Genomic DNA, 17,769 nt, shown 5'->3' with positions numbered 1-17,769 from the left:
AGCATGCGGCGCAAGCTATCATTCGCCGATGACCATGACCCCGCACTCCGCACCCGACGCTGCCTTGCCTGTGATTCGCCTGAAGTCCGACCGTAATCCCGGCCATCCCTGGGTGTGGTCGGCGCAGGTATACAAACCCGAATCGCGACTGCCGCCCGGCAGCGTGGTGGAGGTGCAGGATGCCAAGGGCCGTTTCGTCGGCCGCGGTTTCTGGAACGGGCATGCACGCATCGCGCTGCGTCTGCTCGATAGCGATCCGGCCAAGGCGATCGACGCCGACTGGATCGCCACGCACATCGACCGCGCCGTGCAGCTTCGCCGCGACTGGCTGCAACTGGACCGCGTCAGCGATGCCTGGCGTGTGGTGCACAGCGAGGGCGACGGCCTGTCCGGGCTGATCGTCGATCGCTATGCCGACATCCTCGTGATCGAATACTTCGCCGCCGGCATGTGGAAGTTCCGCGAGGCGATCCACGCCGCATTGCTGAACCATTTCCCCGGTGCGCGGCTGTACTGGTTCGCCGAATCGCACGTGCAGAAGCAGGAGTCGTTCGACTGCCGCAGCGGCGAGGTGCCCGAAGCGGTGGAAGTGCACGAACACGGCCTGCGCTTCCACGCCGCACCGGGTTCGGGCCACAAGACCGGCTTCTTCGCCGACCAGCGCGACAACCGCCAGCGCTTCGCCGAACTGGCCAGGGGCCGCCGCGTGCTGGACCTGTGCTGCAACGCGGGCGGCTTCGCCGTGCACGCGATGGCGGCTGGCGCGCGCGAGGCGGTCGGCGTGGATCTCGACGCAGGCATCCTCGAAATTGCCCGCGCCAACGCTGCCGCCAACGGCGTCGAGGTCAAGTTCGAGCAGTCCGACATCTTCGACTGGGTGCGCGCAGCGGTAGCGCGCGGCGAGCAATACGACGCGGTGATCCTCGATCCTGCCAAGCTCACCCGCGACCGCAGCAAGGTGATGGACGCGCTGAAGAAATACTTCGCGATGAACCGCATGGCGCTGGACATCATCCCGCCCGGCGGCCTGCTGTTGACCTGCTCGTGCACCGGCCTGGTCGGCGAAAGCGAATTCCTGGAGATGCTGCGCCGAGTTGCGCTCAACGCGGGCCGCGAGATCCAGGTGCTGGAAGTGCGCGGCGCCGGTGCAGACCATCCCTTCCGCACCGATGTACCGGAAGGCCGCTATCTGAAGGCAGTGTTCTGCCGGGTGGACTGACCAGCTTGCTGACTGACCGGCCGACGTCGATAGTACGCAGGCCATCTGGGGGAAGTTCGCTCATGCACAGAATCGCCGCCAGCTTCGCGCTTGGCTGTCTCGCGCTGGCATCGGTCTGTCGCGCCACCGAACAGCCCTCGCGCCCGATCATCGAAGATGCCTATATCATCGCGCCCCGCTTGATCGGCGAATACGTGCTGATCAAGACGGTGAACTACGGCGATCAAGGACAGATGCTGGGTGGTGTCGCCCTGCGCTATCACGATGGACTGCTGCCGCCGATGACCACCGATATCTACGTCTATCCCGGTGGTGGCAACGAAACACTCGAGCATGCCGAACGGACATTCCGCGACAGCGTGAAGCTTGCCGCCGAACGCGGCATTTACAGCGACGTGCGCTGGGGTGAACCGTTGAACTACGACTTGCAACGGCGCGACGGCAGCACGTGGCAGGGCCGCATGATCCCCATGCAGGTACATCTCAAACAGGGCGACTCCGTCTCACGCACCTACCTGTTCCACCATGACCTGTACAACTACAAGCTGCGTCTGGACGTACCGACCTCCCTGTCTGCCGAACTGCCCGCTGCTGCTGATGCACTGGTGCGCACCGTATTGCAGGCCGTGCAGGTGGTCAGCACCGGCAGCTGTGGCCGAAAGCTGACCATCAACGTGCTGAAGGGTGTGGAAACCATGCCAGCCGGCTACGTCGACGGGGTGACACCCGATGGCTTCGGCATTGTCGTCCGCGAAGCCGAACTTCACCCGTCCCCAACCACTTCTGTCGGGGAATCACCTGACCGCCAGGGCATGGCAAGATTGACCCTGCTCGCTGCGCAACGTCAGGTCGCGCAAGGCTGCACCGCGCTACCCTACGAGCTACCGAGCGGCAACGTGACCGTGCTGAAACTGCACTACCCCGCCGACTTCTGGCAATCCGGACCGGCTGATCCGAAGCACTGAGATTCTCACGCGCCCAGCGAGAGCCTCACTCAGACATGTCGCGGCAGGTGATGCCGCAGTGAGGCTGCATCGAACGGCCCTGCCTGCGCGATCAATTCGCGCGCGGCATCGACCTGGTCCCATACGTTCCACAGCAGCACGCCGCGCACGCGGCCGGCGTCCAGGTAATACACCACACCTTCGCGATACGGATCACGCCAGTCCTCGATCACCTGCAGCCGGGTATCAAGCAAGCCTACGGCTTCATATCCGAGATCGAACAGATCGGAATAGAAGAACGGCTGCGTGATGTATGCCGCATCGGCCCCAGCCATCGCGCGGCCCGCGTGCCGGCCCATGCTGATTGCTGCATCTTCGTGCTCCACGCGCAAACGTCGATCCAGCGCCGTGCTGTGAAAATTCGCCACGTCGCCAGCGGCCCAGATGTCGGCATCGCTGGTGCGCAGGTGCGCGTCGACCACGATACCGTCGTCGACGGCGAGACCGGCCCGCTCGGCCAGTACCGTGTTCGGCGTCACGCCGAGGCCGGCCACCACCGCTTCCACCCGCAGCACGTCGCCGTTGGACAGCTCCAGCTCCACGCCGCCGTCGGTCGCGTTGCCGCCGGTCACCTTGACGCCGCTGCGTACATCCACGCCGTGGCTGCGGTAGTAGTCGTCGAGGTAGCCGGCCAGGCCGTCCGGATAGCGTCCGGCACCCATCGCCGCGCCGGGAAACAGCATCGTCACCTTGCAGCCCACGCTGCTCAACGACGCCGCCAACTCGCTGCCGATGAAACCTCCGCCAACCACCGCAATGTATGCCCCAGCCTTGGCGTAACGGCGCAGCGCCTCGTAATCGTCAAGCGTACGGAAATGGATCGTCCGCTCGCCGCCATCGAACGGCAGCCGCCGCGGCGTGGCGCCGGTGGCCAGCAGCAGGCGGCGGTAACGATAGCTGTCGCCGTGATCGTCGCGCGCCGTGTGCGCCACACGATCCAGCGATTCGATATGCCGGCCGAGATGCAGTTGCGCGCCGCTCTCCGAGGTCGCCAGATCGATATCGGCGGGCGACTTGTCGCCCTTCCACAATGCCTTGCTCAGCGGCGGCCGCTGATACGGCGCCCGCGTCTCGTCACCGACGATGCCGATGTTCGCCGTCGCGTCCGCTTCGCGGATGGTCTTGGCGGCCGCATCGGCGGCCATGCCCGCGCCAACGATCAGATAGTCGTGTACGTATTCCATACCATGCTCCTTCGATGGGATGAATGCCGTCATCATGCGCCACCCCAGCCGGACTTGTCGGCGGCAGCACCGACTCGTGCAAGTCGACCAGCCACTGGCAGGATGGCTCGACTTGCCATGAGATGTATCCACGCCCGGAAACGTTCCAGACCCGCCATGGCGCCTCGGCGAGTCGTCGCTGCAGGCCACTCGCGCGAGCCGTCGCAGCAGCTGATACGTCAGCGCGTAAACTGGCAGCCTGTCTTGACGCGGAACGCACCATGTCTGCCACCGAACTGCTGCTGCTTGCTCTCGTTGTTGTCGTGCTCGTCGTCATCGCCTTGCAGGTGACTGTGCTGCTGCGCGGGCGCGACGCCGAAAAGGCCCGCGACGACGCCGAAACCCGGTTTCGCGAAACCTCGTCGCGTCTGGCCTACGCGCAGGCACAGGCGGAGCGGGCGGGCGAGCTGGAGAAAGCACTCAACGCCGTGCAGGAAGAGCTTTCCGCAAGACGCGCCGAGCTGGCCAGCATGTCCAGCCAGCACGATGCGGCGGGGAAAAACCTGGCCATCGCCAATGAACAGATCGCCATTCTGGCGGCCGCCGGCAAGAGCCTGGCCGACGAGAAGAGCGGACTCCTCGAAGCGCAGGCGCGACTCGAACAGGAAGTGAAATCCGCGAGACAGCGCGAGGTGGACACCAGCAAACTGCTGGCCGACGCGAAGGAGGAGATGGCCAAGGAGTTCAAGCTGATGGCCAGCGCGCTGCTGGAGGAAAAAGGCGCCCGGCTCAACGAACAGCAGAAAAACACGCTGTCGGACCTGCTCGGCCCCTTCAGCAAGACGCTCGACGATTTCAAGGGCAAGGTCGAGGCGACCCGCGAGGCCGACCTCACGGCGCGCGAAGGGTTGATCGCGCAGATCCGCCACCTCACCGAACTGAACCAGGACATCGGCGCCAAGGCCCAGTCGCTTACCAACGCGCTGCGCGGCGAGAGCAAGACGCGCGGCATGTGGGGCGAAGCGGTGTTGCAGCGCATTCTCGAACTGGCCGGGCTGCGCGAAGGGATCGAATTCCGCACCCAGGCGAGCCATCACACCGACGAAGCCGATGGCCGGCTCATTCCCGATGTCGTGCTGGATCTTCCGCAGGAACGCGCCATCGTCATCGACGCGAAGGTATCGCTGGTCGCCTACGAGCGATACGTCGCCTCGACCGATGACGAAGCGGCCCGGGCGGCGGCGCTGGAAGCCCACTCCGCGTCGCTGAAGCGGCACATCAAGGATCTGTCGGGCAAGAACTATCCGTCCCTGTACAACTTGAAGAGTGTGGATTTCACCCTGCTTTTCGTGCCCATCGAAAGCGCGTTGATGGCGGCCAGCGAAGCCGATCCCGGCCTCGCGCAGTACGCATTGGAGCGGCACGTCGCGCTGGTGTCGCCGAACACGTTGTTCACCGTGCTGCGCACCATCGAATACATCTGGCGCGTCGACAAGACCACGCGCAGCATGGAGGAGATCGTCAAGCGCGGCGGCCTGATGTACGACGCCGCGGTGCGCTTCAGCGAGCATGTGGTTTCCATCGGCGACGCGCTGGCCAGGGCGACCGTGGCGACGCAAGCCGCCGAAAAGGCCTTGATCAACCCGAGAAGCGGACTGGTTCGCCAAGCGGAACAACTGCGGGACCTAGGCATCAAGCCGAAGCGATCCATGCCGAAAAAGCTGTCGTCCGCGGGCGACGATCCGGAAACCACCGAAAAATTTCTCGAAAGCGGCCTCGAAGGTACCGATCTGGCCCGCGAGGACGATGCCTGACCGGCAAGACGCTAGCCGATGCGTGCGCTTGACGCGAACGCTAAACTGCATCACCCGCAAGCCAAAGGCATCCGCATGAGCGACCCGCACAACCCCACTGACGTCACCCGGGAACAAGCCGAGGAAGCCGTGCGCACGCTGCTGCGCTGGGCCGGCGAAGACCCGGCGCGCGAGGGCCTGCTCGATACGCCCAAGCGGGTGGTCAAGGCTTACCGCGACTGGTTCTCCGGCTACGAATCCGACCCGGGCGACTACCTGCGCCGCACCTTCAAAGAAGTGGCCGGCTACGACGAGATGGTGGTGTTGCGCGACATCGAGTTCGAAAGCCATTGCGAACACCACATGGCACCGATCATCGGTCGCGCCCATGTCGGCTACATGCCGACCAGCCGGGTCGTCGGCATCAGCAAGCTGGCGCGCGTAGTGGACGGGTTCGCACGCCGCTTCCAGGTGCAGGAGAAGCTCACTGCGGAAATCGCCCAGTGCATCCAGGACACCTTGCAGCCCGCCGGCGTGGCGGTGGTGATCGACGCCAGCCACGAGTGCATGACCACTCGCGGCGTGCACAAGCGGGGCGTGTCGATGATCACCAGCCAGATGCTGGGCACGTTCCGCGACGACGCGCGCACCCGCGCGGAGTTCCTGCAGTTCATCGGCATCCACGGCAGCGTACGCTGAACGTGCGTCCTGGCGGGGTCGTACTGGCGCTGATGTTGCTGATGCCTTCGATCCTGCTCGCCCAGAACTCGCGCTCGGAATACCTGCAGCTATTCGACAGCAATGGCGATGGCCGGGTCAGCGAAGCCGAGTACGTGGCGTACATGAGCCGCGGTTTCCACAGCATGGACAGCAACGGCGATGGCATCCTCGAAACCGATGAACTACCCGGCGGCCGCGGCCGGCCGATCACGCTGACCGACTTCCAGAACAACCTGCGGCGCCAGTTCCACAAGCTCGATCGCAACCGCGACGGCTACCTCGACGCGCGCGAGCTGACGGCGCCGCCGGGCTGAATCCAGCGTTTCCGCATGTCCTCGCACCCGCGTGTAGGAGCGCACCCTGTACGCGATGCTCTTCGTCATGTTGAGGAAGGGCATCGCGTACAGGGTGCGCTCCTGCAGAGTGCGGGTCGGCGAGGTGAACTATGCCGAAATCGCCAAGCGCTCCGAGCGGTACAGCTGGATCGTCGCCAGTATCGCGATCAGCGCCGCCGCCAGGCTGCCGGCCAGGCACAGGCCGATCTGTTCGGCGCTGACACCGTCGCCGCGCAGCAGCTGCATGATGCCGAGGTTCTGGCCCAGCAGCGGTATCGCGTACATCCACGCCTGCGCCTTGATCGGCATGAATGACAACAGCGCACTGGGGATCAGCGGCACCAGCATCAGCAGCGACAGGTAGGTCTGCGCCTCGCGATAACTCTTCGCGAACGCCGCCACCATCGACTGCAGTGCGGACAGCAGGAGTACCAGCGGCAGCATCAGCAGCAGCACGTAAGCGGCGAAGCGCACGCCGAGATCCAGTTCCATGCCGATCTTCTCGGCGGGAATGAACTGGCCGACTACCGCGAATGCCAGCAGCGAGATCAGCAGGCTGGTCGTGGAGAACACGCCGATCGCAGCGAGCTTGCCGCACAGGATCTTCCAGCGCGGCACCGGGTTGGCGAACAGCGGCTCCAGCGACTGTCGCTCGCGTTCGCCGGCAGTGAGGTCGATCGCCAGATACATGCCGCCCATGAAGATGGTGATCACGAAGAAATACGGCAGCATCGCGAACATCAGCACCGCACGCGACTGCGGCGTGGCCTGATCGCGCTTGGCGACCTGCAGCGGCCACGCGGCACTCGGCGACATGCCGCGTGCGACCAGCCGCATTGCGCCCTGCTGGCGTGCATAGCTTTCGACCAGGCGGGTCACCCGTTCCACCGAGGTGTTCGCATCGCGCTGCGAGGAATCGTAGAACAGCTCCACCTGCACCGGCTCGCCCTTGCGCCAAGCCTTGCCATAGTTGGAGGCAATGCGCAGCACCACATCGGCGTCCTGCTTGCGCACGGCCTGTGCGGGATCGGCCACCGCCGCGCCCGGCACCACGCCGCCGGCCCGCAAGGCATCGAGCAGATTCGGCGCGTACTCGGCGCCGATCACCGGTACAGGCAGCTGCTTTTCGGCCTTGTCCAACTCGCGGTTGAGGGTGACGTTGATCAGCATCACGAAGATCACCGGCCCCAGCAGCGGGCCGGTGAGGAAGGCGCTGATCAGCGTGCGCCGATCGCGCAGGTTCTCCTTCACCTCCTTCAGGAACACGGTGAGGAAAGCACGGCTGCGCTGCAGTTTCGTGGGAACGGTATTCATGCGGCCAGGCCCTCGTCGCTACCGATGATCTTCACGAACGCATCCTCCAGATTGTTCTCGCCGGTCTGCGCACGCAGCGCATCGGGCGATTCGTCGGCCACCACGCGGCCGTGCGCGATCACCACGATGCGGTCACACAAGGCGGCCACCTCCTGCATGATGTGGCTGGAAAACAGCACGCAGCGGCCTTCGCCTTTCAGCCGGGCCATGAACTGGCGCAACGCCCGCGTGGCCATCACATCGAGCCCGTTGGTCGGTTCGTCGAGGATCACATTGCGCGGGTCGTGCACCAGCGCGCGGGCGATTGCGGTCTTCACCCGCTGGCCCTGCGAAAAGCCCTCGGTGCGGCGATCGGCGATGTCGCCCATCTCCAGCGCCTCGATCAGCGCGTCGCGACGGCTCTTGAGCAGAGCTTCCGGCAGGCCATGGAGCCGCGCGAAGTAATCGATGTTCTCGCGCGCGGTCAGTCGCTTGTACAAGCCACGCGCATCCGGCAGCACGCCGAGCTGGCGACGTACGCCAAGCGGATCGACCGCCGCGTCGATGCCGTCCACCAGCACCTGGCCGCTATCGGGCGTCATCAGCGTGTACAGCATGCGCAGCGTGGTGGTCTTGCCGGCGCCGTTGGGACCGAGCAGGCCGGTGATCTCGCCGTCGCGGGCGGTGAAACTCACGCCGTCGACGGCCTTCACCGTGCCGAACGCCTTGTGCAGATCGCTTACCTCGATCATGGAGTGGCTCCGTTGAAGTCGATGAAGATCGGGGTGGGCCGCAGACGGTCCAGGCAGCTCGCGTCCAGCGTTTTCGGATCGGGTTTTTCGATGAAGTGCTGCACCAGTTGCGGCGCGCAACCGACCGCCATCACGCTATGCGCCTGGCCCTTGAAGACCAGCACGCGCGCGTTCGGCAGGCCCTTGGCCACTTCCTCGGCGTAGCGCGGCGGCGTCACCGGATCGTACTGACCGGCCAGCAGCAGGACGGGCTTGTCGGTTTTCAGCGGCTGATGGAAATCGGCCGGGCGCGTGCCTTTCGGCCATACCGAACAGACCGCGCCGAGTGCATCGATCATGTGCGTGCCGAGGATGGTGTCGGCATCCTGCGGACGCGGCGCAAGCAGGTCGGCATCTTCGCTGCAGATCACCGAGTACTGCATGCCACTGCCCATCAGCTCGGCCAGGTCGGCGGACAAGATCTTGGCCTGACCCAGCAGCGGGCCGACATCGCCATGCGCCGCCGCGTCGATCGACAACGGCAACAGCGCGGCGGTAGCCGGCGTATAGGCAAACATCCGCACCACGCTGGCCAGCGAGTTCTCGTTCAAAACCCGCTTGACGGTGCGGTAGCTCTGCGGATCGCGGAAGCTTACCTCGTGCGGATTCGCCCGCAGCGCGTCGCGCAGCTGATACAGCGTCTGGTCCGGATCCCCGAATTGCTTCTTGCAAGCCGGCTCCGCCGTGCAGCGCGCGAACTGCGCCTTCAGCGCGTCATCCAGGTTGCGCGCGAAATCCTCGCCCAGCGCCAGCGAGTTCGGCACCGTGCTGTCCAGCACCATGCTGCGCACCGCGTCCGGGTAACGCATCAGATACTGCTGCGCCATCCGCGTGCCATACGACACGCCGAGCAGGTCGAATTGCGGCGAACCGATCGACTTGCGCACGTCCTCGAGATCCTGCGTCGCGATGGTGGTGGTGTAGTAACGCGGATCGGCGCGGTCGCTCAGCTGCTTGAGGCATTCGGCGGCGGCGTTGCGCATCTTGGCCGCATTGAAGGTGCTGTCGTCGTCGGGGCCTGCGGTGTCAGCGGAATCCTTGCAGGTCAGCCCGTTCGAGCCGCCGGTGCCGCGCTGGTCCAGCAGCAGAACGTCGCGGTGCGCCAGCAACGGTTGCAGCATCGCTGCTATCTGACTGGCCGAATCGGTGGCCGCCTGACCGGGGCCGCCCACCAGAAACGCCAGCATGTCCTTGCTTGCCACCTGGGCGCTGGAACGCAACACGGCCAGCTTGAGCTTGATCGTGCGGCTATGCGGATCGGCGCGATTCTCCGGCACCGGAAAATCCGCGCACCAAGCCGCCGTACTGAGCCCGCTGTTCGGCTGGGCCAGGTCGCACGCCGTCAGTGTCAGCGAGCCCAGCGTCCAGGTCTGCGGTTTCGCCGGCGGCACGGCTTTCGTCACGGCGGCAGACGCGGCCGGCGGCGCGGCTTGCTCGCCATGATGGAACTGGTTCCAGGCCAGCGCTCCCAAGCCCGCGAGCACCGCACCGATGCGGATCGCGGTACGTCCCTTCAAAGCCATGCCTGTCACTCCTCACCCGGTAAAAAAATCGATTCAATCGAACGGCCAAACAAATGCGCGATCTTGAATGCCAGCGGCAGACTGGGATCGTACTTGCCGGTCTCGATCGCGTTGATGGTCTGCCGCGACACGTCCAGCCGTTCGGCCAGATCGGCTTGCGACCAGCCCTGTTCACCGCGCAGTTCGCGGACGTGGTTATTCATCGGCAACCGCCGATATAGGCTGTCGAGCCTGCATCACGACGCCTCGTGTTCGCCGCGCTGCCGTTTGCGCCAATGCTGGATCGCCCGCAGCAGCGCCCCCAACCCCAGCGCCCCGCTCACGCCGCACAGCATGCCGAACTGGTAATCGCTCAGCTGATGACGTCCGAGCCCGGCGACCGCGGCGATGACCAGCGCAGCGAACAGCAACTGCCAATGCAAGGCCAGGCCGCTGTCGCACATCACATCCGAGGCGCCGCCGTAGCGGCGGCTGGCCCAGCCGCGCCCGACGGCATACATCACCACCAGGGTCGGCCATACCCAGATCAGAATCGTGCCATCCAGCCTGATGATGCCGGCGGCGGCCAGGAAACCACCGGCCAGACTGAGTGTGCTTACGGCCGTGGCCGCCACCGCCAGGCCGATCAGGTGGATACGCTGCTCCAGTTCGTCGCTGCCCAGCACCAGCCGCACCATTGCGCGCACGACAAGCAGCACCGGCATCACCGGCAATAGCGCCATGATTAGTTTCAGCAGCGCGTTATGCACCTGCGGCAGCAACGGCCACAGCAGAAGCATGATCGCGACATAGGCCGCCATCGCCGGCCAGAATTCGCGCTGATAGCGCTGATGGAGCTGACGCACCTGACGCAAGGGACTCTCCGATTTCATGTCAAGCAACCTTGACAAGCGGAGCCTAGGCAATCGTCGAACCAATGTCAAGCTAGCTTTACATTTTGCCAAAAACTCGTGACGCCGGTCTCGTTTCCATGGAAGAACTGTGATGTTTATGTTAATAATAGTGACGTAGTTCGCACTTCGACCGTGACCGTTTTTGTCAGGTATGCCTTACATCGTATGGCCGACCCTCGTCCCCTCAGGCTCGCCGAATTCGGGAAATCCAGCGGGAGTACCCGCTAAATCGTTTTCATCGATGCTTGGCATACCGCTTGCTTTAGCTGCCGCCAACACCCGCTATTGACTTGGGCTGCCGTTGTCAAAACAGCCCTCGAGCACTTTCAGTTTTTCAACCAAGAATCACCGTCCAAAGGATAAAGAACGCATGAACAAGACTCTGCTCTCCGCCGCCCTGATTGCCAGCTTCGGTTTTGCTGCGCTCGCCCCTCTGGGCGCTCAGGCGGCTTCCACCGGCACCATCAATTTCACCGGCAAGGTGCTTGCCGATACCTGCGCCATCAGCGTCAACGGCAGCGGCACCAGCACGGTCGCGTTGCCGACCGTGATGGTTGCAGCATTCGGCTCGTCGGTAGGGACCGTGGCCGGCGCAACGCCGTTCACCATTGCCCTGACCGGTTGCGACACCAATACCGCCAGCGCAAAAATGGCCTTCAACGGCACCAACGTCGACACCACCAGCGGCAACCTGAAGAACGCCACCAGCGGCGGCTCGAACGTCCAGATTCAGCTGCTGAACAGCGCCGCCGCGGTCATCAACACCAACACCCAGGCCAACGCGCCCACGATCGCCGTCGCCTCCGGTGCCGGTTCCACCTCGCTCACGGCGCAGTACATCTCCACTGCCACCGCGACCACGGCGGGTCTCGTGACCTCCTCGGTCGGCTTCACCCTTACCTATCAGTAAGCGTGGAATCGGAGCGCTGCGACCACGAAGCTTGGTCGCAGCGCCCTCGCGGGTAGCCGCTGCGTATTGATCTCGAACGGAATACCTCGATGAGAAGCCTTCTCTGCGCAGCCCGCGCAGCCTTGATAGCGCTTTCCATGATCGCCGGTGTCGCCAACGCCAGTGTGGTCATCGGCGGCACAAGAGTGGTGTTTCCTGCGCAGGATCGCGAGGTCACGCTGCGCCTGACCAATCGCGGCGACCGGCCTGCGCTGGTCGAAGCCTGGATAGATCGCGGCAATCCCCAGTCCACACCGGACAAATCCGATGTGCCGTTCCTGATCACGCCACCGCTGTTCCGGATGGAGCCGAACCGCGATCAGAGTCTGCGCATCATCGCGACACAGCCGCAGTTGCCCCTCGATCGCGAGTCGCTGTTCTGGCTGAATGTCCTCGAGGTGCCACCGAAACCCAGCGCGTCGGAGACGGCAGGAAAGAATCTGCTGCAGTTTGCGATCCGCTCACGACTCAAGTTGTTCTATCGGCCAGCCGAGCTGACCGGTGATCCGCTCAAGGCCGCAGGCCAGCTGACCTGGAAAGTGGTACCCGCGAGCCCCGGCTTTGCGCTCGAAGCCCATAACCCGTCCCCGTTTTACATCACGATCGCCGCGCTTTCACTCGATGTCGGCGGCAAGCAGTATGCCGTGGACACTGGCATGGTCGATCCGCTCGGCACGCTGAAGCTTGCAGTCAAGGCACTCACGCAGGCGCCCGCTTCGGGGACGCCGCTGAGCTACAGCGTGATCAATGATTATGGTGCGTCGACGACCTACAAGGGTTCGATTGCGCCATGAAGGACGTGCGCCAGCTTGGTCCGGCGGAAGATCCGCGCGGGCGAGTGGCGCGTCGTCGCCAGGTAGTTCTTTGCGCGGTCATTGCATCCGTACTGGCGGGTTGGGCAATTACCGCAGCAGCCAGGCCCGCATCCGGCGCCGATGCGTCGGCACCGGCTCTCGACGCCAGCGGCGCCGATGCCAGCTTTGATCGCAGCCTGCTATCCGGCCAGGGTCAGAACACTACCGACCTCTCGCGCTTCGAACATGGCAACCCGGTATTGCCGGGCAGCTATAACACCGACCTCTATCTCAACGCCAACTGGCTCGGACGCGTCGACGTGCGCTTTGCTGCTGCCTCGCCGAAGGCGAGCGCGACACCGTGCGTGGATCGCGAACTGCTCGACCGTCTCGGATTGCATCCGCCAAAGCTGTCGCCCGAAGTGGTGTCGGAGCTGCGCAACCCCGCGAGCTGCGTCAGCTTCGACAGCCTGATCCCCGGCGCCACATTGAGCTTCGACATGGCCGCGCTTCGGCTGGACGCCAGCGTGCCGCAGGCGTACCTCGGGCAGATGCCGCGCGGTTATGTCAGCCCCGAATATTGGGACGCCGGCGTTCCCGCGGGGTTGCTCAACTACAACTTCAACAGCTACCGCACGAGCAGCAGCGGGGTCAGCCAGACCAGCAGCTATCTTGGCCTGAATGCCGGCTTCAACATCGGGCCCTGGCATGTGCGCAACGACTCCACCGTCAATTGGCAGTCGGCCAGCGCAGGCGCACCTGCGCGTCGCCAGTGGCACAACATCGACAGCTACGTGCAGCGCGACTTGCCCTCGCTCGGCGCCCGGCTGACCATCGGCGACAGCTACACCGATGGCCAGGTCTTCGACAGCTATGAACTGCGCGGCGTGCAGCTCGCAACCGATGACCGCATGCTGCCGAACTCGATGCGTGGCTACGCGCCGCTCATCCGTGGCGTCGCCAGCACGAATGCCAAGGTGACCATTCGTCAGAACGGCGTGCAGATCTACCAGACCACCGTCGCACCGGGTCCATTCACGATCAACGATCTCTACCCGACCGGCTACGGCGGCAATCTGGATGTAACGGTCACCGAGGCCGATGGCCGCACTCATGCGTTCTCCGTGCCGTACGCGTCAGTGGCACAGTTGCTGCGGCCGGGAACCACGCGTTTCGATTTGGCGGCGGGCCAGTTGCTCACCCCGCTGATCTCGTCCCACCCGAACGTCTTTCAAGCCACCGTGCAGCATGGTTTCAACAATCTGCTCACGGGGTATGCCGGCGCCATCGCGTCGCAAGGTTATGCCGCGATGCTGCTCGGCAGCGCGATCAACACGCGCTACGGCGCCGTCGCCTTGGATGTCACCCAGTCGCACGCCAGCATTCCGGGGTACGGTTCGCACGCCGGGCAGAGCATGCGGCTGAGCTACAGCAAGACCTTGCCGGAGACCGACACCACCTTGTCAGTCGCGGCGTACCGCTATTCGACCAGCGGCTACCTCAGCGTGACCGATGCGGCCATCGCCCGTGATTACGCCCGCCGCGGGCTGGATGCCTTCAACGTGGCATTGCCGGCACCCACCACGCTGATCAATGGCGTTCCGGTGCAGACGGTACTCACCCCTGCTCAGCAGGCAGCGTTGGCGGGCACGACTTACAACCCCTTGCTGAACACCACCGTGCTGCAACGCCAGCGCAGCAGTTTCACCCTCAGCCTGAGTCAGCGACTCGGCGGGCGAGGCGGTTCCCTGTACGCCAATGTGACGGCCAATGACTACTGGAACCGCACCGGCACCGATACGCAATTCCAGGTGGGCTACAACAACATATTCCGTCGACTGAGCTACAGCGTCTCCGCCACGCGCTCACGTGATCAGCTGGGGCGTTACGACAACCAGCTGTTCGCCAACTTCAGCATTCCGCTGGGCCATAGCGAGCACGCGCCCACGCTCAGCCTCAGCGCCAGCCACAACGATTCGAATGGCTCGCAGCAGCAAGCCATGCTCAACGGCACGCTGGGCAACGACAACCAGTTCTACTACGGCGCCACCGGGTCTCACGGCGAGGCGGGTGCCGGCAGCTCGGCCAGCGTGAATGGTGGTTATCGCAGTCCCTTTGCCGTGTTCAACGCCAGCTACGGCAGCGGCAGCGGCTATTCCCAATCCTCCTTCAGCGCAAGCGGTGCCGTCGTCGCCCATCCAGGAGGCATCACCCTGGGCCAGCCGATGGGTGACACCGTGGGCATCATCTACGTGCCTGGCGCCAAAGGCGCGCGCCTGACCAGCGCGCCGGGCGTGCGTATCGACCACTCCGGCTACGCGTTGCTGCCTTACCTCACGCCGTACAACCTCAATACCGTGACCATCGACCCCAAGGGCCTGCCGCTGGATGTCCAGCTCGATGCCACGAGCACCCAGGTGGCTCCCCACGCAGGGGCTGTGGTGATGTTGAAATTCAAGACCAAGCAAGGCCGCACGGTCGTCCTCGAAGTCCACCTGAAGAACGGCGATGCGCTGCCTTTCGGCGCCGAGGTCTTCGACGAGGAAGGTGTTTCGCTAGGCATGGCCGGACAGGCCGGAAAAATTCTGGCACGTGGCGTCAAGCAGGCGGGTCAGTTGACCGCGCAGTGGCAGGATGACCAAGGCACCTCCCACGCATGCTCGTTCCCCTATCGCCTGCCAGAGCAGGCCAACGGCAAGAGCATGACAAGCTATCAAGCAATCGACGCAACCTGCACCCCAGCGGGCGCAGTTCCAGGGAGCCGTGGATGATGGGCGACACTCGTTCAAATTTCGCTCAGCCCGCAGCGGCCAGGCCATGGCATGCAGTATTGCGCTCCGTGGGTGGGCTGCTCTGTCTTTTGCTGCTGCTCGCGATCGTTCCCATGACCGCCAAGGCGGATTGCAGTTTTGACCGGATCGGCGGAAATACTTTCTACACCTCTTCACCCGTCAATTTCACGCTGCCCAGCACCCTCACGATTCCGTTCAGCCTATCCACGAATGCAGTCATCGGCACGCCGGTATCGGCCACGCCGTCCAACCCACCGAATGTAACGTGCACGAGCGGCACGAATTATGGTGTGCAAAACCTTGTCGGCGGCGCGCCGACCGGGGGGTCGAATTACATTTATCCGACCTCGGTACCCGGGCTCGGCTACCAGCTGATCCACGCCAATGACACTTCCAACTTCATGGGCCCTTATCCGACTTACGCGGCCGCATCCGGCAGTTCGTCTTACAGTGTCGGCAGCACGCTGCAGCTGGTGCAGACCGGGCCGATCGCCAACGGCAGCGTGCTGCCCGCCGGCACCATCGCCAATTGGAAATGGGGCAGCATCGTGCCGGAATATTTTGTGCTGACCAATTCGGTGACCTTCGTGGCTTCGGCCTGCAATGTCAGCTCGACCTCTCTCAGTGTCGCGCTGCCGACCGTCTCGGCGGGTGCATTTTCCGGCAAGGACAGCACCACGGGCGCCACGTCGTTCACCATTGCGGGGAACTGCCCTAGTGGATCCACGGCCACGTTGGCGATCACCTTCACGGCGTCCAGCGGCGTACCGGCGGGATACAACAATGTGCTCAAGAACACCGGCAGCGCCACCGGGCTGGGTGTGGAGCTGCGTGACGGAAACGGCAACACGGTGGTTTTCGGGAACTCCATGAGTGCCGGTGCGGCACCGTCGGGCGCACTGTCCCTTCCCTATACAGCCCAGTACCACGCCATTTCCAATACCGTCACTGCCGGCAATGTTGCCGCCACGGCGACCTTTACCCTGAGCTATCAGTAATACCCGTGCGGCCGAAGATCCAGGAAACCGGCGGAGTCGCTCATTCGTAGACCTGGGTGACCAGCACGGGACGCTGCGCCGTGGCCTGGCTTGCCGCGACATAGTCGCTGAAATACTCCAGGACCCTGTCCGGTTCCGCCGCAGTCAACTTGCTCACGGTGACCACGTAAGCCGGCTTTGCCGTGGCTGCCGGAGCCGAACCAAAGCAATCAACGCTGAACTGCGAGCCCGCTGCGCCACCCGGCTGCGTACTGCTGGCGGGGACAACGCCGCAAGTGGGTGTGACGACCGCACCGGAAAACGCGATCCGGCCCCCCGCCGCTTTCGCGTTCATGGCAACCAGGCTGAGTGCGAGAGCACATCCCACCAAGCTGAAGCTGAAAAACGGACCTGTCATACCGTTCACCTCTCGAGGTGCCCTCCGCAGATTTGCGGGGCCTCATGAGTGGCTCTCGGCCGGCTCGGCGCGATCTTGACGGGGCTGAAGCCACCGGCTCTCGATAATGAGACATGGATCACACTATGCGGTGATATCGGGACGCCCTGCCGCGATCAGGTGCGATCTCCAGGGCGCCAAGTACACACGCACGGCGCGAACCGGTCGTGATGAATCCCGGCAAGGGCAGCCACCCGTTCCGTGACAGGCGGAAACAGGCGGCTGTGGATGGTATCGGCGCTACCGGACCAAACTTGATCAACGCGAGCTGATGTATTTCTCGCGGCGGATCTGGGGCACCGGCAGGCCGAATTCCTTCAGCGTGGCGAAGGCGGCATCGACCATGTTCGGATTGCCGCACAGATAGGCGATGTCGCGGTCGGCATGCGGGCCGAGTTCGGCCAGCACATGCTGCACATGGCCGCTGCGATCGGTGGCGCGCGGAGTGGCGCGGGCTTCGCGGCTGAGGCAGCCATGGAAGATGAAGCCGGGATGGGTTTGCGCGAACGCTTCGAACTCCTCGCCGTAGAGCAGCTCCGCTTCGGTGCGAGCGCCGTACAGCAGCACCACTTCGCGATCTCCGGCAGCCAACAGCTTCTCGATCTGCGGCAGCATGGCGCGGTACGGGGTGACACCGGTGCCGGTGGCCAGCAGCAGGTAGCGCGGATGGGTATCGGCGGCCTGCAGACAGAAACGGCCGTACGGGCCGCTGGCGTCGATGACGCCACCGGGTTCCAGACCGCCAAGCAATTGGGTCGCTGCGCCGCCCTCGACGTAGCTCACCGCGATCTCGATACGCTTCACCGGAGAGCTGCCGTCGCCGATGGTCGCCACCGAGTAACTGCGCTTGGTCGCCGTGCCGTCGTCGTAGTGGAAGTGCACCTGCAGGAACTGACCGGGCTGGAACGCCAGCGGCTGGCCGTCGACACGCTCGAATATGAGGTGGCGCACCGTGGGGGCGAGCATGAAGCCGTCGACGAGACGGAGCTGGAAGTGGTCGGCCATGAAGGTTTCCGGAAACGGTGTGTGCGGTCTGGCGGGCCAGACGGCTAGGCTTGGCCCGCTA

Annotated in this window: 16 protein-coding genes; 9 read left to right on the top strand and 7 right to left on the bottom strand. The window is 64.3% G+C overall.

From position 1 onward, the window contains the following. Positions 1–34: 34 nt before the first annotated feature. A complete protein-coding gene (locus tag BUA26_RS17460; RefSeq protein ID WP_072762260.1) occupies positions 35–1,219 on the top strand; it encodes a class I SAM-dependent rRNA methyltransferase in 1,185 nt (394 codons plus the stop codon). 62 nt (positions 1,220–1,281) lie between these two features. Continuing rightward, positions 1,282–2,184: a hypothetical protein gene (locus BUA26_RS17455; protein WP_072762155.1), complete on the top strand. Its 903-nt coding sequence runs from the start codon at positions 1,282–1,284 to the stop codon at positions 2,182–2,184. Between the two features lie 29 nt (positions 2,185–2,213). Here BUA26_RS17455 and BUA26_RS17450 read toward each other — a convergent pair whose 3' ends face one another. Continuing rightward, on the bottom strand, positions 2,214–3,407 hold the full coding sequence (locus BUA26_RS17450; protein WP_072762154.1) for an NAD(P)/FAD-dependent oxidoreductase: 1,194 nt from the start codon (positions 3,405–3,407) through the stop codon (positions 2,214–2,216). 260 nt (positions 3,408–3,667) lie between these two features. On the opposite strand from BUA26_RS17450, the gene rmuC reads away from it, so the two are divergent. The 3 genes from rmuC to BUA26_RS17435 all read left to right on the top strand — a co-directional run bounded on the left by rmuC (position 3,668) and on the right by BUA26_RS17435 (position 6,213). Continuing rightward, positions 3,668–5,200 carry a DNA recombination protein RmuC gene (gene rmuC / locus BUA26_RS17445; protein ID WP_072762153.1) on the top strand — a complete coding sequence of 511 codons (1,533 nt, stop codon included), beginning with the start codon at positions 3,668–3,670 and terminating at the stop codon, positions 5,198–5,200. Between the two features lie 75 nt (positions 5,201–5,275). Next, complete coding sequence (folE, locus tag BUA26_RS17440; protein ID WP_072762259.1) at positions 5,276–5,878, top strand: GTP cyclohydrolase I FolE; 603 nt, start codon at positions 5,276–5,278, stop codon at positions 5,876–5,878. A gap of 32 nt (positions 5,879–5,910) precedes the next feature. Beyond that, positions 5,911–6,213 carry an EF-hand domain-containing protein gene (locus BUA26_RS17435; RefSeq protein WP_083573076.1) on the top strand — a complete coding sequence of 101 codons (303 nt, stop codon included), beginning with the start codon at positions 5,911–5,913 and terminating at the stop codon, positions 6,211–6,213. A 129-nt stretch (positions 6,214–6,342) separates the two neighbouring features. On the opposite strand, the gene BUA26_RS17430 is transcribed toward BUA26_RS17435, so the two are convergent. The 5 genes from BUA26_RS17430 to BUA26_RS17410 are packed head-to-tail and all read right to left on the bottom strand — an operon-like array spanning position 6,343 to position 10,713. After that, positions 6,343–7,548, bottom strand: coding sequence for an ABC transporter permease (locus BUA26_RS17430; protein WP_072762151.1), 1,206 nt, complete (start codon positions 7,546–7,548; stop codon positions 6,343–6,345). Next, entirely contained in the window at positions 7,545–8,279 is a 735-nt protein-coding gene (locus BUA26_RS17425; protein ID WP_072762150.1) for an ABC transporter ATP-binding protein, read from the bottom strand. The genes BUA26_RS17430 and BUA26_RS17425 overlap by 4 nt, the downstream gene beginning before the upstream one ends. Then, complete coding sequence (locus tag BUA26_RS17420) at positions 8,276–9,841, bottom strand: alpha/beta hydrolase (protein ID WP_072762149.1); 1,566 nt, start codon at positions 9,839–9,841, stop codon at positions 8,276–8,278. The genes BUA26_RS17425 and BUA26_RS17420 overlap by 4 nt, the downstream gene beginning before the upstream one ends. 5 nt (positions 9,842–9,846) lie before the next feature. Continuing rightward, the gene (locus BUA26_RS17415; protein ID WP_072762148.1) at positions 9,847–10,044 is read right to left on the bottom strand and encodes a helix-turn-helix transcriptional regulator; all 198 of its coding nucleotides are present in this window, start codon (positions 10,042–10,044) and stop codon (positions 9,847–9,849) included. A 33-nt stretch (positions 10,045–10,077) separates the two neighbouring features. Continuing rightward, the gene (locus BUA26_RS17410) at positions 10,078–10,713 is read right to left on the bottom strand and encodes a hypothetical protein (RefSeq protein ID WP_083573067.1); all 636 of its coding nucleotides are present in this window, start codon (positions 10,711–10,713) and stop codon (positions 10,078–10,080) included. 391 nt (positions 10,714–11,104) lie between these two features. Here BUA26_RS17410 and BUA26_RS17405 point away from each other — a divergent pair, with 391 nt between their 5' ends. From BUA26_RS17405 to BUA26_RS17390, 4 genes are all read left to right on the top strand, one after another. After that, positions 11,105–11,644 (top strand): fimbrial protein, encoded by a 540-nt coding sequence (locus BUA26_RS17405; RefSeq protein WP_072762147.1) that lies wholly within the window; start codon positions 11,105–11,107, stop codon positions 11,642–11,644. Between the two features lie 137 nt (positions 11,645–11,781). Further along, complete coding sequence (locus tag BUA26_RS17400) at positions 11,782–12,477, top strand: fimbrial biogenesis chaperone (RefSeq protein ID WP_255368410.1); 696 nt, start codon at positions 11,782–11,784, stop codon at positions 12,475–12,477. Further along, positions 12,474–15,248: a fimbria/pilus outer membrane usher protein gene (locus BUA26_RS17395; RefSeq protein ID WP_083573066.1), complete on the top strand. Its 2,775-nt coding sequence runs from the start codon at positions 12,474–12,476 to the stop codon at positions 15,246–15,248. The genes BUA26_RS17400 and BUA26_RS17395 overlap by 4 nt, the downstream gene beginning before the upstream one ends. Beyond that, a complete protein-coding gene (locus tag BUA26_RS17390; RefSeq protein ID WP_178368621.1) occupies positions 15,245–16,267 on the top strand; it encodes a fimbrial protein in 1,023 nt (340 codons plus the stop codon). The genes BUA26_RS17395 and BUA26_RS17390 overlap by 4 nt, the downstream gene beginning before the upstream one ends. 694 nt (positions 16,268–16,961) lie before the next feature. On the opposite strand, the gene BUA26_RS17380 is transcribed toward BUA26_RS17390, so the two are convergent. Continuing rightward, complete coding sequence (locus BUA26_RS17380; protein WP_072762143.1) at positions 16,962–17,708, bottom strand: FAD-binding oxidoreductase; 747 nt, start codon at positions 17,706–17,708, stop codon at positions 16,962–16,964. Positions 17,709–17,769: the final 61 nt, after the last annotated feature.

The sequence above is a fragment of the Rhodanobacter sp. OK091 genome (assembly GCF_900142825.1).
Classification (GTDB): Bacteria; Pseudomonadota; Gammaproteobacteria; order Xanthomonadales; family Rhodanobacteraceae; genus Rhodanobacter.
The sequence above is the reverse complement of the archived record's forward strand: the minus strand, read 5'-3'. Positions and strand labels throughout refer to the sequence as shown.

Bases quoted from the DNA above. Each gene is read 5' to 3' on its own strand.
- BUA26_RS17460 (WP_072762260.1), top strand. From the start codon at position 35: ATGACCCCGCACTCCGCACCCGACGCTGCCTTGCCTGTGATTCGCCTG.
- BUA26_RS17455 (WP_072762155.1), top strand. From the start codon at position 1,282: ATGCACAGAATCGCCGCCAGCTTCGCGCTTGGCTGTCTCGCGCTGGCA.
- BUA26_RS17450 (WP_072762154.1), bottom strand. From the start codon at position 3,407: ATGGAATACGTACACGACTATCTGATCGTTGGCGCGGGCATGGCCGCC.
- rmuC (WP_072762153.1), top strand. From the start codon at position 3,668: ATGTCTGCCACCGAACTGCTGCTGCTTGCTCTCGTTGTTGTCGTGCTC.
- folE (WP_072762259.1), top strand. From the start codon at position 5,276: ATGAGCGACCCGCACAACCCCACTGACGTCACCCGGGAACAAGCCGAG.
- BUA26_RS17435 (WP_083573076.1), top strand. From the start codon at position 5,911: ATGTTGCTGATGCCTTCGATCCTGCTCGCCCAGAACTCGCGCTCGGAA.
- BUA26_RS17430 (WP_072762151.1), bottom strand. From the start codon at position 7,548: ATGAATACCGTTCCCACGAAACTGCAGCGCAGCCGTGCTTTCCTCACC.
- BUA26_RS17425 (WP_072762150.1), bottom strand. From the start codon at position 8,279: ATGATCGAGGTAAGCGATCTGCACAAGGCGTTCGGCACGGTGAAGGCC.
- BUA26_RS17420 (WP_072762149.1), bottom strand. From the start codon at position 9,841: ATGGCTTTGAAGGGACGTACCGCGATCCGCATCGGTGCGGTGCTCGCG.
- BUA26_RS17415 (WP_072762148.1), bottom strand. From the start codon at position 10,044: ATGAATAACCACGTCCGCGAACTGCGCGGTGAACAGGGCTGGTCGCAA.
- BUA26_RS17410 (WP_083573067.1), bottom strand. From the start codon at position 10,713: ATGAAATCGGAGAGTCCCTTGCGTCAGGTGCGTCAGCTCCATCAGCGC.
- BUA26_RS17405 (WP_072762147.1), top strand. From the start codon at position 11,105: ATGAACAAGACTCTGCTCTCCGCCGCCCTGATTGCCAGCTTCGGTTTT.
- BUA26_RS17400 (WP_255368410.1), top strand. From the start codon at position 11,782: ATGATCGCCGGTGTCGCCAACGCCAGTGTGGTCATCGGCGGCACAAGA.
- BUA26_RS17395 (WP_083573066.1), top strand. From the start codon at position 12,474: ATGAAGGACGTGCGCCAGCTTGGTCCGGCGGAAGATCCGCGCGGGCGA.
- BUA26_RS17390 (WP_178368621.1), top strand. From the start codon at position 15,245: ATGATGGGCGACACTCGTTCAAATTTCGCTCAGCCCGCAGCGGCCAGG.
- BUA26_RS17380 (WP_072762143.1), bottom strand. From the start codon at position 17,708: ATGGCCGACCACTTCCAGCTCCGTCTCGTCGACGGCTTCATGCTCGCC.